The organism is Polaribacter cellanae, assembly GCF_017569185.1.
In the GTDB taxonomy this organism is placed as follows: Bacteria; Bacteroidota; Bacteroidia; order Flavobacteriales; family Flavobacteriaceae; genus Polaribacter; species Polaribacter cellanae.
In genome coordinates, this window is the sequence record NZ_CP071869.1 from 3,667,500 (window position 1) to 3,683,857 (window position 16,358).

At 30.7% G+C, this 16,358-nt stretch carries 11 protein-coding genes; 7 read left to right on the forward strand and 4 right to left on the reverse strand.

The window, feature by feature from the left end; genetic code table 11:
• Positions 1-17 precede the first annotated feature (17 nt).
• The 4 genes from J3359_RS16310 to uvrA all read right to left on the reverse strand — a co-directional run bounded on the left by J3359_RS16310 (position 18) and on the right by uvrA (position 9,159).
• Complete coding sequence (locus J3359_RS16310) at positions 18-2,471, reverse strand: alpha-ketoacid dehydrogenase subunit alpha/beta (RefSeq protein ID WP_208078144.1); 2,454 nt, start codon at positions 2,469-2,471, stop codon at positions 18-20.
• Between the two features lie 154 nt (positions 2,472-2,625).
• Positions 2,626-5,385 (reverse strand): gluzincin family metallopeptidase, encoded by a 2,760-nt coding sequence (locus J3359_RS16315; protein WP_243765945.1) that lies wholly within the window; start codon positions 5,383-5,385, stop codon positions 2,626-2,628.
• 210 nt (positions 5,386-5,595) lie between these two features.
• A complete protein-coding gene (locus tag J3359_RS16320) occupies positions 5,596-6,303 on the reverse strand; it encodes an LOG family protein (RefSeq protein ID WP_208078146.1) in 708 nt (235 codons plus the stop codon).
• Positions 6,304-6,336: 33 nt separating this feature from the next.
• A complete protein-coding gene (gene uvrA, locus J3359_RS16325) occupies positions 6,337-9,159 on the reverse strand; it encodes an excinuclease ABC subunit UvrA (protein ID WP_208078147.1) in 2,823 nt (940 codons plus the stop codon).
• A gap of 172 nt (positions 9,160-9,331) precedes the next feature.
• On the opposite strand from uvrA, the gene J3359_RS16330 reads away from it, so the two are divergent.
• The 7 genes from J3359_RS16330 (at position 9,332) to rpsU (ending at position 16,182) form a co-directional block, all read left to right on the forward strand.
• Complete coding sequence (locus J3359_RS16330) at positions 9,332-9,550, forward strand: PspC domain-containing protein (protein WP_088354350.1); 219 nt, start codon at positions 9,332-9,334, stop codon at positions 9,548-9,550.
• Positions 9,551-9,552: 2 nt separating this feature from the next.
• Positions 9,553-10,551, forward strand: a complete 999-nt coding sequence (locus J3359_RS16335; RefSeq protein WP_208078148.1) for a potassium channel family protein — start codon at positions 9,553-9,555, stop codon at positions 10,549-10,551.
• A gap of 43 nt (positions 10,552-10,594) precedes the next feature.
• Complete coding sequence (locus J3359_RS16340) at positions 10,595-11,494, forward strand: SDR family oxidoreductase (protein ID WP_208078149.1); 900 nt, start codon at positions 10,595-10,597, stop codon at positions 11,492-11,494.
• A 97-nt stretch (positions 11,495-11,591) separates the two neighbouring features.
• Positions 11,592-13,286: an alanine/glycine:cation symporter family protein gene (locus J3359_RS16345; RefSeq protein WP_208078151.1), complete on the forward strand. Its 1,695-nt coding sequence runs from the start codon at positions 11,592-11,594 to the stop codon at positions 13,284-13,286.
• Positions 13,287-13,485: 199 nt separating this feature from the next.
• Positions 13,486-14,223 (forward strand): helix-hairpin-helix domain-containing protein, encoded by a 738-nt coding sequence (locus J3359_RS16350; protein WP_243765946.1) that lies wholly within the window; start codon positions 13,486-13,488, stop codon positions 14,221-14,223.
• A 20-nt stretch (positions 14,224-14,243) separates the two neighbouring features.
• Positions 14,244-15,410 carry an acyl-CoA dehydrogenase family protein gene (locus tag J3359_RS16355; RefSeq protein ID WP_208078153.1) on the forward strand — a complete coding sequence of 389 codons (1,167 nt, stop codon included), beginning with the start codon at positions 14,244-14,246 and terminating at the stop codon, positions 15,408-15,410.
• A gap of 574 nt (positions 15,411-15,984) precedes the next feature.
• Complete coding sequence (gene rpsU / locus J3359_RS16360) at positions 15,985-16,182, forward strand: 30S ribosomal protein S21 (protein ID WP_026777225.1); 198 nt, start codon at positions 15,985-15,987, stop codon at positions 16,180-16,182.
• Positions 16,183-16,358 lie beyond the last annotated feature (176 nt).

A 16,358-nucleotide genomic window follows, 5' to 3' on the forward strand; every position in this document is an offset into this window, starting at 1 on the left:
ATTAAAAATAAGTGTTTCTAATACAAACTCTTAAATTTATTCGGATTAAATTCATGCATAATTCCATACACTTTTTCAAAAATATCTTCTGCAGATGGTTTCGAGAAATAATCTCCATCTGTTCCATAAGCAGGCCTATGTGCTTTCGAAGTTAAGGTGGCAGGTTTGCTATCTAAAAATTCGTATCCATTTTGTTTTTCTAAAACTTCTTGTAAAATATATGCAGATGCTCCACCAGGAACATCTTCATCAACAATTAATAATTTGTTTGTTTTTGCTAAACTTTTTGCAATATCATGATTCAAATCAAAAGGCAACAAACTTTGCGCATCTATAATTTCTACATCAATACCAACTTGTAATAGTTCTTTGGCAGTTTCTTCAACAATTCTTAAAGTAGAACCGTAAGAAACAATCGTTATATCAGTTCCTTCTTTTACGGTTTCAACCAAGCCAATTGGCGTTTTAAATTCTCCTAAATTCGTTGGTAATTCTTCTTTTAAACGATAACCATTTAAACATTCAATTACTAAAGCAGGTTCGTCTCCTTCTAATAAAGTGTTGTAAAAACCAGCGGCTTTGGTCATGTTTCTTGGCACTAAAACATGCATTCCACGAACATTATTTATAATACCTCCCATTGGAGAACCAGCGTGCCAAATTCCTTCTAATCTGTGTCCACGAGTTCTAATAATTAATGGCGCTTTTTGTTTCCCAAAACTTCTATAATGAAGGGTTGCTAAATCGTCGCTCATAATTTGAAGCGCATATAATAAATAATCTAAATATTGTACTTCTGCAATGGGTCTTAAACCACGCATTGCCAATCCAATTCCTTGACCGATAATGGTTGCTTCTCTAATTCCAGTATCTGAAATACGAATGTCTCCATATTTTTCTTGAAGACCTTCTAATCCTTGATTTACATCTCCAATAAAACCAGCATCTTCTCCAAAAATAACTACTTCTGGATGCTTTTTTAAGATGGCATCGAAATTGTCTCTCATTACAATTCTAGCATCTACCATATTTTTATTTTCTGAATATGTTGGTTTGTTTTCGTTAATATGAAGTGCACCTAAATTGGTTTCACTCATTAAATAAGAAGAATATTTATAAGCAGCATTCTTTAAGCTAGATTTTATAAATTCTTGAAGCTCTTTTTTTTCTGCAAACTCTTCTTCTCTTAAATAACGAAGTGTTTTTCTGGTTGCAATTAAAATATCTTTACGAATAGGTTCTACATTTTTTTCTAAATCGCTTTTTAATTTTGAAATAAATGCACCATTTTTACTTTTTGTAGCTATTTTTTCTAATAACCTTGCTGCAATTGCTATTTCTTCTTTAATTTCATTAGTATAAGCATTCCAAGCATTTCTCTTAGCAGTAGTTACTATTTTTTTAGCATCTTTCTCTAAGATAAGTAACTCTTCTTCGGAATCTACAAAGCGTAAAGTTTCTCCAGATTCGGTTTCTAATTCGAATTCTAAAATCCATTTTCGCATTTGTGCAATACAATCGTGCTCTTTTTCCCATTGCAACCTTTCTTTTCCCTTATATCTTTCATGAGAACCAGAAGTAGAATGCCCTTGTGGTTGTGTTAACTCTTTTACGTGGATTAAAACAGGAACATGTTCTTCGCGAGCAATTTTTGCGGCTTTGCTATAAGTGTCCATTAACTGAACATAATCCCAACCATTAACTACAAAAATTTCATAGCCCTTGTTATTTTGATCTCGTTGAAATCCTTTTAAAATCTCAGAAATACTTTCTTTGGTTGTTTGGTGTTTTGCGTGAACGGAAATTCCATATTCATCGTCCCAAACATTCATTACCATTGGTACCTGCAAAACTCCTGCTGCATTTATGGTTTCAAAAAATAAACCTTCACTTGTACTTGCGTTTCCAATGGTTCCCCAAGCAACTTCGTTTCCTTGCTTCGAGAAGTTAGATTTGTGCTGTACGCTTTTTTCGTTTCTATATATTTTAGATGCTTGTGCCAAACCCAATAAACGTGGCATTTGACCAGCTGTTGGAGAAATATCTGAACTAGAATTGTATTGTTCTGTTAAATTTTTCCAGCTTCCATCTTCATGTAAACTGTGTGTTGCAAAATGGCCTCCCATTTGTCTTCCTGCAGACATGGGTTCTAAATCGATATTTGTATGTGCATACAAACCTGCAAAAAATTGCTGTGCAGTTAACTCGCCAAGAGACATCATAAAAGTTTGGTCTCTGTAATAACCAGATCTAAAATCGCCTTTTTTAAAGGCTTTAGCCATGGCTAATTGTGGTACTTCTTTACCATCGCCAAAAATACCAAACTTCGCTTTTCCTGTTAAAACTTCTCTACGACCTAGCAAACTACATTCTCTACTAATTTTAGCGATCTTATAGTCGTTTAAAACTTCTGCTTTAAAATCTTCAAAAGAAAGTTCTGTCTTATTTTTAGATAGTGTTTTCTGTAGCATTTTTCTTAGATTTAGTCTTTTGCAAAGATAGTTTTTTTAGTTGATATTTAAAAATATAAATTTATATTAAGAATATCGTAATTATAATCGTTTTTAATAAAATAATTTACGAATATGATAATAAAGAATATTTGTTTTTGGTGAATTTAATTATTTAAAAGAATCCACGTCTAAAAAAGTTGTAAATTCTATTTAAATTTCCAGTAAAAGTTAATCGTATTTTTTGAGGGTATGCTCCTTGCGTAATTTCCCAACCGTTATTGGAATACATAGGGAAATAAATTTCGAAAATATTATGAATAAAGTTCAAACGAATTCCGTTTTCGTATCCAAAAAACAGGTGTTCGTTTCTGTTTTTTAAGAAAGCAACATCGTTATAAAATTCTACCCATCTCCACAAACCAATACTCGAATTTAAGGATAACATATATTGGTTCGCAAATCTTGTTGGTAAAACCGATTTAAAACCACCTTCTGTAATTATAAATTGCTGACTAAAAATTCCTGATGCTTCTGAGCGTCCATAATAATTAAGCTGAAACAAATAATCGTTTGCTCTGTCTAAACCAAAACTAAAATAATTTCCTTGTGAATTATTGTGTAAAAAAGCACCTGCAAAAACTCTAAAATCTAATTGTGTATCTGTTGAGGTTAATTTACGATACCTAAAATCGATCGCCGCTTTCGAAAAATCTTTGGAGAATTCCGTGCTAAAGTTATAGCGTAATTCTTTAATAATATCAGGATTAATATAATTATAGCTCAAACTAAAAATATTGTAATTATCTTGTTCTGTTTTTACTTCTAATGGAGATACTTCTTTGTCTATATGTACAACTTTTGCTCGAATAAATTCGCTTGTGGCATCTCTTAAAGATTTTCTTTTAAATTGAATATCTACAAACGGGTTTAAGGAACTGTAAGATAAATTGGGGGCATATTGAAACGTACTTCCTGCAATTCCATAAGATATTTTATAGATACTGGTTTCTTCGAAAAACTGATTGTATAAAATAGAAAAAGAGCCATTTAACATTTGACTTTTTAGTGCATAAGCAGGAGATATTCTAAATTCTAAATTTCTTTTTATGAGTGGTTTGTTGTGGAATTTCATTCCTAAAATTAATCCGTCGTAAAAATTATAAGCCACATTAGGTTGGTAAAATAACTGATTGTAGTTTGGTGCTTTTACATCTTTTATTAATGTGAATTTAAATGGCTTGTTAAAAAGATTTTTATCTGTGTTGTACCAGTTGTCTAATGTGTTGTATTCTGGGTAAATGTTTTCGTAATTTAAAACTAACTGGTCGAATTCGCCTTTTGCGACTCTTACTGTTTTTGTAGAATCGATATCTGTAAACCATTTTTTAAGTTTTATTTCTTTGTTTTTTAAGCCATAAAAAGCAATAGGAGCAGTAATGTTTCGTTTATTTTTAATGGTAACTTTTAAGCTATCTTTTTCTTCTTTAACGTTATCAATTGTATAATCAATTTTTTTGTTCGTACCTAAATAACTTTCAAAAAACCAGTCAATATCTTTGTTGGTATTTTTAGATAACATTTCTTGAAAATCTGTAGCACAAGTTATTTTGTATTTATTTCCTTGGTAAAAGTTTAAAATGCTTTTATCTAAAATATCGTCTCCTAAATAGCCTTTTAAGTAATTAAAACCTAAACCTGCTTTGTATTTACTAACAATTTTTCTATTAAAATTAGATAAGGAATCTGCAGGTGTTATTAAAGATTGATCTAAAAATTTTCTTGCTGTAAACTGATAAATTAATGGGTATTTTTCGTTAAATTTTAATTTAGATATATTGTACCTTTTTAAAAACCAATTGTCGCTAACTTTTCCTAATAATTTAATGTCTGGGTAAAATTTATTTACATATTCTAACATTAAATAATTTTGCAAACCGTCTAATAACCAGTATTCTTTTCTTTCATTTATTAATAGAGTTTGTTTTAAATATCTTTTAGAAATGGCTTTAAACATTTTTAAGTCGTATTTAAAAATATCTGAATAAGGATTAATAAAATCGGGTAACTGTGTTAATCCGTAAACAGGATTTTTGCTTTGAGTCGCTTTATCAATAAAAATTTTGTCGATAGAAAATTTCCCTAAGAAACTATTTAAAAATTGAATTTCTCTTCCTAAAACATCTTCAGTTAAGTTACAATCTAGCTCTTCCTCTATAACATCTGTATAAATGGCATGAGAGTTTGTAGAGAATTTTTTAAAGGTAGGTGTTTTTTGAAAACTTAGAATAACGTCTTTTTTATTTTTTCCATATAAATTATAAACAGTTAAATTTTCTTTTTTGCTTTTATGTTGTTGTAAGCTACTTTCTAGAGTAAGGTAATTTGGTGTCTTTATTTCAATGTTGAAATTGGTGGTATTTTCAAATAAATCGTCTAGGTTAAGATTGCTCATTATTTGCCAACCATCTTTGTAAATTGCAGGAGTTATATACCAGTATCTTAAATGATATCCATTATTATTTTTTCCATAACCTGTAAATTTTGCGTTTGGAATTTTTACAATATAAGTAATGTTAATGTGAACACTTTTTTGAGGTTCTAAGGGGTTTTCTAAATATACTTCGAGAATATCTTGTTGGTTTTCTAACTCTTTATAAATACTATTATTAAAGTTAATAGAAATATTTTTTATTTTAGAATAGCCTAAATCTTCTTCTTTGGAGAAGTATAAATCTTTTCTAAAATCTTCTATAAAACGTTTAGAGAGTGGTGTTTCTCTTCCTTTAAAACTATTTGCCCAATTATGCAAAAAAATACTATTCAATTCTGTGTCAGAATTATTGTAATACACAATTTCTTGCTGTATTTGTAAAATGTCTTCAGCAACATTTAAGTTGGCTTTTATTTTTATTTCATTTTGTTGAGAAAACAAACAAGATGAAATAATACAGCACAAAAACGATATGTATAAGTTTTTTTTCAATTAATTTTTTACAAATTTTAAGGGTCTGTAAGTGTCTGTTTTTACTTTCGGTATTTTAATTGTAATATATTACAAAACATAGTTTTTATATTGGTTTGTACAAATACAAAACAAGTGCAAAATCATATAAAAAGAACAAAAATTCTTTTCAATAATATTTTAGAAGTTTGGTTTTAATTGATATTTCGCATAGAATTTATTTAGGTGCTCAATTGCTTCGTCTGCAGTATCTACAACTCTAAATAATTTTAAATCTTCTAAACCAATATTTTTTTCTGTGATTAAAATATCTTTAATCCAATCTAATAAACCGCTCCAAAATTTTGAGCCCACCAAAACAATTGGAAAACGTCCAATTTTTTTTGTTTGAATTAGGGTGATTGCTTCGAAAAGCTCATCCATAGTTCCAAAACCTCCTGGCATACAAATAAACCCTTGAGAATATTTTACAAACATAACTTTACGAACGAAAAAGTAATCGAAATCTAAACTTTTACCTGGATCTATCCATGGATTGTCATGCTGTTCGAATGGCAACTCAATATTTAAACCAACAGAAGTTCCTTTTCCTCTGTTAGCTCCTTTATTACCAGCTTCCATAATCCCAGGGCCACCACCAGTAATAACTCCATAACCATTTTGCGTTAATTTAAAAGCAATTTCTTCTGCTAATTTATAGTAAGGATGATCTGGTTTTGTTCTTGCCGATCCAAAAATAGATACACAGGGACCAATTTTACTCAGTTTTTCATAACCATCCACAAATTCTGCCATAATTTTAAAAATGGCCCAAGAATCGTTTGTTTTTATTTCGTTCCAAGTTTTTTGGTCTAGTTTTTCGCGTATTTTTCTATCGTCGTTTATCATAATTTTTTAATCTTTTATAAAAAGAAAAGCTTGCTAAATTAATTCTTTTTTTAAAAACTTAGCTGTATAACTCGTTTTATGTTTTGTAATTTCTTCTGGAGTTCCTGTGCATAAAATTTTTCCACCTTTTTTTCCACCTTCCATACCCACATCAATAATATAATCTGCTAATTTTACAACATCTAAATTGTGTTCTATAATTAGCACAGTATTTCCTTTGTCGGCTAATTTATTCAAGACTTCCATTAGCACTCTAATATCTTCAAAATGCAAACCTGTTGTTGGTTCATCTAAAATATAGAAAGTATTTCCAGTATCTCTTTTAGATAGTTCTGCAGCCAATTTAATTCGTTGTGCTTCTCCACCAGAAAGTGTAGTAGATTGCTGCCCTAATGTAATATAGCCCAAACCAACGTCTTTAATTGTTTTTAATTTTCTATGAATTTTAGGAATGTTTTCAAAGAAATCAGTAGCATCTTCAATCGTCATATTTAAAATATCGGAAATAGATTTTCCTTTATAACGAATTTCTAAAGTTTCTCTATTGAAGCGCTTTCCTTGGCAAGTTTCACATTCTACATGAACATCTGGTAAAAAGTTCATTTCTATCACTCGAACTCCTCCACCTTGGCATGTTTCACAACGTCCGCCTTTTACATTAAAAGAAAAACGACCAGGTTTGTAGCCACGAATAGCTGCTTCTGGGGTTTTTGCGAATAAACTTCTAATTTCGTCAAACGTTTTTGTATAGGTTGCTGGGTTAGAACGTGGCGTTCTTCCAATTGGAGATTGGTCGATATCAATAACTTTATCTACATGCTCTAAACCTTCAATTTTTTTGTAAGGCATTGGTTTTTTTACACCTCTATAAATATGTGCGTTTAAAATTGGATATAAGGTCTCGTTAATTAAAGTTGATTTTCCACTTCCAGAAACGCCAGTGACACAAATCATTTTTCCTAAAGGAAATTCCACAGAAACATTTTTTAAATTATTTCCAGAAGCACCCTTTAATTTGATTATTTTTCCATTTCCTTCTCTACGTTTTTTAGGAACAGCAATTTCTCTTTTTCCTGTAATATAATCCGAAGTTAAAGTTCTTTGTTTTTTTAATTCTTTAAAAGTTCCAGCAGAAACAATTTCTCCTCCATGTCTTCCTGCTCCAGGACCAATATCGAAAACAAAATCGGCATGTTCCATCATGTCTTTGTCGTGTTCAACCACTAAAACAGAGTTTCCAATGTCTCGTAATTTAATTAAAGAGTCTATTAATTTTTGATTGTCTCGTTGATGCAAACCAATACTTGGTTCATCTAAAATATATAAAACACCCACTAATTGCGACCCAATTTGTGTAGCAAGACGAATTCTTTGTGCTTCACCACCAGAAAGTGATTTGGATGTTCTATCTAACGTTAAATAATCCAATCCAACATCTAATAAAAATTGAATACGAGTGCGTATTTCTTTTAATATTTCTGATGCAATTGTAACTTGTTTTTCAGATAATTCTTTTTCTATATTCTTAAACCATTTAGCCAATTCAGTCACGTCCATTTGTGCCAAATCGCTAATGTTTTTATCGGTAATTTTAAAATGAAGTGCCTCTTTTTTAAGACGTTTTCCATTACAGGTAGAGCAAGTAACTTCGTCCATAAAGTTTTTTGCCCACCTTTTTATAGAAGTACTTTCTGCATTGTTATATTGATTTTCGATAAAAGCAACAATTCCTTCAAAATCTATTTTGTAATTTCTGGTAACTCCAACAGTTTTAGATTCAATTTCAAAAGTTTCATTCCCACCATTTAAAATAATATTTAAAGCTTCTTTCGGAATATCTTTTATAGAATCTGTTAATTTAAATTTATAGCGTTCTGCAATATTTTGCAATTGTTTAAAAATCCAACTATTTTTTTGTTCTCCTAAAGGAATAATTCCTCCGTTTTTTATAGAAATACTGTTATCTGGAATTACCTTGTCTAAATTAATTTCATTGGTTATCCCCAACCCATTACAAGAGCTACAAGCACCTTTTGGAGAGTTGAAAGAAAATGTATTTGGCTCTGGACTTGGATAGGCGATTCCTGTTGTTGGGCACATGAGTTCTCGACTAAAATAACGAGGATTGTTATCGTCAATATCAATAACCATCATAATATTATTCCCAGAATATAAGGCAGTTTTTATGGTTTCGTCTAATCTTTTTTCTGATGATTTGTTTATTGCCAATCGATCGATTACAACCTCAATATCATGATTTTTGTATCGATCCAATTTCATTCCTTTTTCGATTTCTCGAATTTCTCCATCCACACGAACTCGCAAAAAACCTTGTTTAGAAATCTGTTCGAAAAGTTCACGATAATGTCCTTTTCTAGATTTGATTAAAGGAGCTAAAACAGCTATTTTTTTATCAGCAAAATCAGTAAGAATTAACTCTTTTATTTGTTCGTCTGAATAACTTACCATTTTTTCGTTGGTGTTGTAAGAATAAGCATCACCAGCTCTTGCGAACAATAATCGTAAAAAATCGTAAATTTCTGTAATCGTTCCAACTGTAGAACGTGGACTTTTATTGGTTGTTTTTTGTTCAATGGAAATAACTGGCGAAAGTCCATCAATTTTATCGACATCAGGTCTTTCCAAACCACCTAAAAACTGTCTTGCATAGGCAGAAAAAGTTTCAATATAACGTCTTTGCCCTTCAGCATAAATGGTGTCAAAAGCCAAAGAAGATTTTCCACTTCCGCTTAAACCAGTAATTACCACTAATTTTTCTCGTGGAATTTTTACATCAATATTCTTTAAATTATGAACTCTGGCTCCGTAAACTTCTATGTATTCTTGGTCTTTCAAATGTGTGGTTTTTTCAGAAAAAAGCAAAGTTACAGAAAGCAATTTTAATGCAGAAGAAAATATAAAACGCTTTCGTAAGTTTAACTTTTAAAATTGCATACAAAACAAACAAAAGTCTTGCTATAAAATCATAAAATAGTATCTTGCAGTAGATTTTAAAAAAAAAGAAACGATGGACAGTATTCGTCATTATTTCGAGAGAAATGGTTTTGGAGTTTTCTCAAGATTGGCAGATAGACTTGGTATGAGAGCTGTAAACGTGCGTTTGTTTTTTATTTATGTCACGTTTTTTACAGTCGGTTTGTCTTTTGGGTTGTATTTAACAATGGCTTTTTTATTAAAATTAAAAGATAAAATTTACACTAAAAGAAGCTCTGTTTTCGATTTATAAATATGCCCATTTTACAGTCTAAAATTAATAAAATAGTAGTGTTGGTTGTTTCAATTATGGCAATTGGAACGATCGGTTATGTGGTGCTCTCTAATTATAATTTGGTAGATGCTTTGTATATGACTGTAATTACAGTAACTACAGTTGGTTTTGGAGAACTAAGGCCTTTTTCTCCCGAAGAAAAAGTTTTTACAATATTTTTAATCCTAACAAGTATTACTGTTTTTGGATATGCAATTTCGGCATTTTCCGAATATTTGGTAAGTGGTAAATTATTCGAACATTTTAAACATAAAAAGGTGGAAAAAGAAATAGTAAGATTAAAAGGACACACCATTGTTTGTGGTTTTGGCAGAAATGGAAAACAAGCAATTTTAAAATTAAGAAATTATAATAAAAAGTTTGTGGTTGTCGAAAAGAATAAAGAAATGATTGAAAATATAGATGCTGGTGGAATGCTAAATATCGAAGGCGATGCAACTTTAGATGAAACTTTATTAAAAGCTGGAATCGAGAAAGCATCTTTTTTAATTACAGCTTTGCCATCGGATGCAGATAATTTATTCGTGGTTTTAACAGCAAGCCAATTAAACCCAAAATGTAGGGTAATTAGTAGAGCTTCCAACGAATCTTCTTACAGCAAGCTGAAAATTGCAGGAGCAGATAATGTAATTATGCCAGATAAATTAGGAGGAGATCATATGGCTTCTTTAGTAACCACCCCAGATGTTATAGAATTTGTAGATAGGTTAACAATTGAAGGAGAAACCACCGCAAATTTAGAGGAAATTGCAGTAGACGATTTACCAAAAAAATACTTAAATAAAACAATTTTAGATTTAGATTTAAGAAGACAAACAGGTTGTACAGTTATTGGTTTTAGAAATCCTGATAGAGATTACATTATAAACCCAGAAGCAGATATTAAATTGATAGCTGGTTCGCATTTAATCGTTTTAGGAAGACCAGAACAAATTATAAAATTGAGAGAATTATTTTAATTCGAATTGCATTTTTAACAACCTTAATCATAGAAAATTTGAAATGAAGAAAATTGTAATTACAGGAAGTAATGGGTTGTTGGGTCAGTCTTTGTTAAATTTATTACTCGAAGAAAAAGATAAATATAAGATAATTGGTTTCTCGAGAGGAGAAAATAGGAGTGGAAGAAACGACTTTACATATGTTTCCATGGACATTACCCAAGAATTAATTCTGAAGGAAAAATTACAAGAAATAAACCCTGCAGTAATTATAAACACAGCTGCAATGACGCAAGTAGACGATTGTGAAAACAACAAAGAAGTTTGCGATTTATTAAATGTAACAGTTGTAAAATGGTTGGTAGAAGTTTCTAAAGAAATAAATGCACACCTCATTCATATTTCAACAGATTTTATTTTCGATGGTAAAAAAGGAAATTATACAGAAACAGATACACCAAATCCTTTAAGTTATTACGGATTATCTAAGTTAAAGTCAGAAGAAATTCTAATAAAATCAAATATAAATTATACAATTTTAAGAACCATTCTGGTGTATGGAAAAGTGTTTGATATGAATAGAAATAATATTGTTTTATGGGTAAAGAAAATGTTAGAACAACAAAAAGAAATAACAATTGTAAACGACCAGTTTAGAGCGCCAACTTATGTAGAAGATTTGGCGATAGCTTGTAAAATATCTATTGATAAAAAAGCGACTGGAATTTATAATATTGCTTCCAAAAAAATATTAAGTGTGTATGAAATTGCGCAACAAATTGCCGGTAGTTTTAATTTAGATAAAAATTTAATTAAACCAATATCTACATCAACATTAAATCAAACTGCACCAAGACCCGCAAAAACAGGTTTCGATTTATCAAAAACGAACAAAGAGCTTGGTTTTTACCCAAAATCATTCAAAGAAGACTTAGAAAGGTTTAAAGAAAAATTAATGTAAAAATCATATTTAACTCATAAAAGTTGTTAAAAGAGCAATTTTTTATGATATTGCGTGCTACTAATTAAAAAAATACTAATCATATTTAATATTTATTATGAAGAAAAAACTTCTTTCACTATTGCTTTTAGCAATACCAGCTTTGTGTTTTGCACAAAGTACAACAGATAAAATTGATTCCATTTTTAAAGATTACACAGGATGGTTTGTAGATGCAATTTTCTATGAAATTCCCTTCTCTGACACTTTTCAAATACCTTGGGTGTTAATTGTTTTAATTGGTGGAGCACTCTATTTTACGATTTATTTTAAACTTATAAATATTACAGGATTTGTAACAGCTCTTCAGGTGGTTAGAGGTAAATATGAAGATATAGAGAAGCATGGTGTAGATAAACTGTATGGAGATGATGCACAGTCTGAAGATATCCTCGAAAAACTAAAAAATAACGATTTAGATTCAGATATTATTGTAAAATCTTACGGAGATCAAACTCCTGGTGGAGATGCAATTGAAACGATAAGAGATGAAAGTGCAGATGGAGAAGTTTCTCATTTTCAAGCATTAACAGCGGCTCTTTCTGCAACTGTAGGTTTGGGTAATATTGCAGGAGTTGCAGTGGCATTATCTATTGGAGGCCCTGGAGCTACTTTTTGGATGATTATTGCAGGGCTTTTAGGAATGGCTTCAAAATTTGCAGAATGTACTTTAGGTGTAAAGTATAGAGACGTTGGTGAAGATGGTACTGTTTATGGTGGTCCAATGTATTATTTAACAAAAGGACTAAAAGAAAAAGGAGCAGGCAAGATAGGGAAATTTCTAGCAATACTATTCGCCATTTTTGTAATTGGAGGTTCTTTTGGAGGTGGAAACATGTTTCAAGCAAACCAAGCAGCAGCACAATTTACAAAGTTATTTGAATTAACAGGACCAAATGCAGGTTTATACTTTGGAATTGTAATGGCAGTTTTAGTAGCTGTAGTTATTATTGGAGGAATTAAAAGAATAGCATCTGTAACCGAAAAAGTTGTGCCTTTTATGGCAGGTATATATGTATTAGCAGCATTAATAATTCTTGGAGCAAATTGGCATTTAATAGACGATGCTTTTGCACTTATTTATCATGGAGCATTTTCTGGTCTTGGTATTGCAGGAGGATTAATTGGTGTAATGATTCAAGGTATTCGTAGAGGAGCCTTTTCAAATGAAGCTGGAGTTGGTTCTGCAGCAATTGCACACTCTGCAGTAAGAACAAAATACCCTGCAAGTGAAGGTATTGTTGCTTTATTAGAGCCTTTTATCGACACAGTAATTATATGTACTATGACTGCCTTGGTTATTATTATAACAAATTTCGATGGGCAATTTATGCAATATGGTGTAGAAATTAAAGAAGGTGTAGAGTTAACAGCAATTGCTTTCGATTCTGTAATACCACACTTTTCGATAGTTTTAACTATCGCAGTTATTTTATTTGCATTTTCAACGATGATTTCTTGGTCGTATTATGGTATGCAAGGATGGAAATTTTTATTTGGAAAAGGAAAAATTACAGATTTAGTTTACAAAGTTTTATTCTTAATGTTTGTAATTATTGGAGCATCAATAAGTCTTGGAGCTGTAATTGATTTTTCAGATGCTATGATTTTTGCAATGGTTGTTCCAAATATTATAGGGGTAATTATGTTATCGCCAGTAATTAAAAAAGAATTAAAAAAATACATGAATGCAATCGATAAAAAAGAAGAGGCATTAGAAGATGGAGCTGTAGATGTGAACGATCATATATAGTCTAATCAATAAGATGAACATATTTAAATCCCATTTCTGGTATAACAAAAGCCAAAGAAATGGGATTTTTCTTTTAGTACTATTAATAATAGTCTTCCAATGTATTATTGTTTTTGTTGATTTTTCTTCGGATAAAATAATAGATACAAATTCCCCACAAGTCTTAGCTTTTCAGCATAAAATAGACAGTCTTCAAAAAGTGGAAATAGAAAACAGAAAGCCTAAAATTTATCCTTTCAATCCCAATTATATTACAGATTTTAAGGGAGCACAACTGGGCATGTCTTTAGATGAAATAGATAGATTGCTAGCTTTTAGAAAAACAAATAAATTTGTCAATTCTAAAAAAGAATTTCAACAGATAACCAAAGTTTCAGATAGTTTACTTCATAAAATTTCTCCCTATTTTAAATTTCCAGACTGGGTGATTAAAAGAAATAAAAATAAATATAGTAACCAAAATGCCATTTCTAGCATTTCACCTTCCCTTAATAAAGGCTCTGTCGAGAAATCCCGAAAATCAAAATATAAACTTAGTACAACAGATATTAATAAAGCAACTGCAGAAGATTTTCAATCGATCAATGGAATTGGGCCTGCTTTTTCGGAAAGAATTGTTAAGTATCGTTCTAAATTACAAGGTTTTTCATTTAAAGATCAACTTTACGAAGTTTGGAATTTGGACAAAGATGTAGCAGATAGCGTATTAGAAACATTTAAAATAGTTGAAAAACCAACAATCAAAACTCAAAATGTAAACACAGTAACTTTTAAGGAGTTACTTAAAAATCCTTATATCGATTACGAGTTGTGTAAGAAAATTTTTAATTACAGAGACGAAGTTGCAGAACTTCAACATATATCAGAATTAAAAAATATCAAAGACTTTCCTTTAGATAAATATGATAGAATAGTCTTATATTTGGTCGCTCAATAAATAACTCAAATTAGTACCATATGAACAATATGTATTTTACTGAAGAACACGAAGCATTTCGATCGAGCTTTAAAGAATTTTTACAAAAAGAGGTCGTTCCACATATCGATAAGTGGGAAAAAACAGGAACGATAGAACGTTTTATTTGGAAGAAATTTGGCGAAATGGGTTATTTCGGATTAAATACTCCAGAAGAATTTGGTGGAATGGGTTTAGATCTTTTTTACACCGTAATTTTTTTAGAAGAATTACAAAAAGTAAATTCTGGCGGATTTGCAGCTGCAATGTGGGCACACGAATATCTAGCAATGACGCATTTGAACAAAGAAGGTGACGATTTTGTAAAAAATAAATACTTAGTACCAAGTGTAGAAGGAGAAATGATTGGTTGTTTGTGTATCACAGAACCTTTTGGAGGATCTGATGTTGCAGGAATGCGTTCCACAGCAATAAAACAAGGCGATAAATACATTTTAAATGGTTCTAAAACCTTTATTACAAACGGAATTTATTCAGATTATTTAATAGTAGCTGCAAAAACAGACCCCTCAGATAAATATAAAGGAATTAGTATTTTTGTCGTAGATAGAAATACAAAAGGAATTTCTGCGACCAAATTAGATAAGTTGGGTTGGAAAGCTTCAGATACAGGAGAAATTGCATTCGATAATGTAGAAATTCCTGTAGAAAACTTAATGGGCGAAGAAGGGAAAGGTTTTCCTTACATTATGCAACATTTTGCTTTAGAGCGTTTAATTATGGGAATAAATGCCCATGCAAGAGCAGAATTCGCTGTAGATTATGCAATTAATTATATGCAAGAAAGAGTAGCTTTTGGCAAGTCTTTAGATAAATTTCAAGCATTAAGACATAAAATTGCTGAAATGGCAAGTAGAGTCGATATGTGTAGAGAGTACAATTACTCGATTACAAAACGTTTAAATGACGGTAAATATGTTGTAAAAGAAGCGAGTATGTCTAAGTTGCTATCAACAAAAATGGCAGACGAAGTAATTTACGATGCATTACAATTATTGGGTGGTTATGGTTATATGGAAGATTATCCAATGGCACGTTTACTAAGAGATAGTAGATTAGGGCCAATTGGCGGAGGAACTTCAGAAATCTTAAAAGAGATTATCGCTAAAATGGTAATCGATAACAAAGAGTATAAACCAGCAACATAGTTTTTTTTGATTACTGTTTCAGCGAAAATCATTTCCAATTATCGCTAAAATGGTAATCGATAACAAAGAGTATAAACCAGCAACATAGTTTTTTTTGATTACTGTTTTAGCGAAAATTATTTTCAATTATCGCTAAAATGGTAATCGATAACAAAGAGTATAAACCAGCAACATAGTTTTTTAAACAAGGGAGCATGCTCTCTTACTTTATTTTAAAATATCCTGCAAGTCTCCAAAATTTTTGCAGGATATTATAATTTTACCCAAAAACAAACTGAAAACCGTGACTGCCAACTGCCAACTAAAATACTGCCAACTCCAATTTTTGGGCGTTCTCTAAAAAGGTTGAACTTGGAGTTTATCTTGAGCGCAGTCGAAAGGCTACAATCTTTTACCTTAAAAAAGCTAAAAGGATTTCTACTGTAATCCCTAATGCAAATCCATTACACAAAATAATTTAGTTTTTAGAATTGTCAATTCATAATTTGTAATTACATTTGCAGTCCAAAAAATAAACCAAATAGTTTAAATACTATTCAAAATATAAAGATACTATGAAGGGAGGTGCCAACTTATGTTAATTATACCTATAAAAGAAGGAGAGAATATCGATAGAGCTTTAAAACGTTACAAACGGAAATTCGATCGTACGAAAACAATGAAGAACTTACGTAATAGAAAGAACTTCACAAAACCTTCCGTAGCAAAAAGAGCTCAAAGAATTAAAGCCTCTTACGTACAAAGATTAAGAACACAAGAAGAAGTAGGTTAATGAAACTCAATTTTGAAAAATCTGAAAGATTTTCTCAAAAATGTAAGTTAAATTAATCCCGCTGAAAGCGGGATTTTATCGAGACTTTACTTTTTAAGTTATAAACTCGTAATGCAAATGTGTTACGAGTTTTTTTGTGCTCAATTTTGAAAAATCTGAAAGATTTTCTCAAAAAT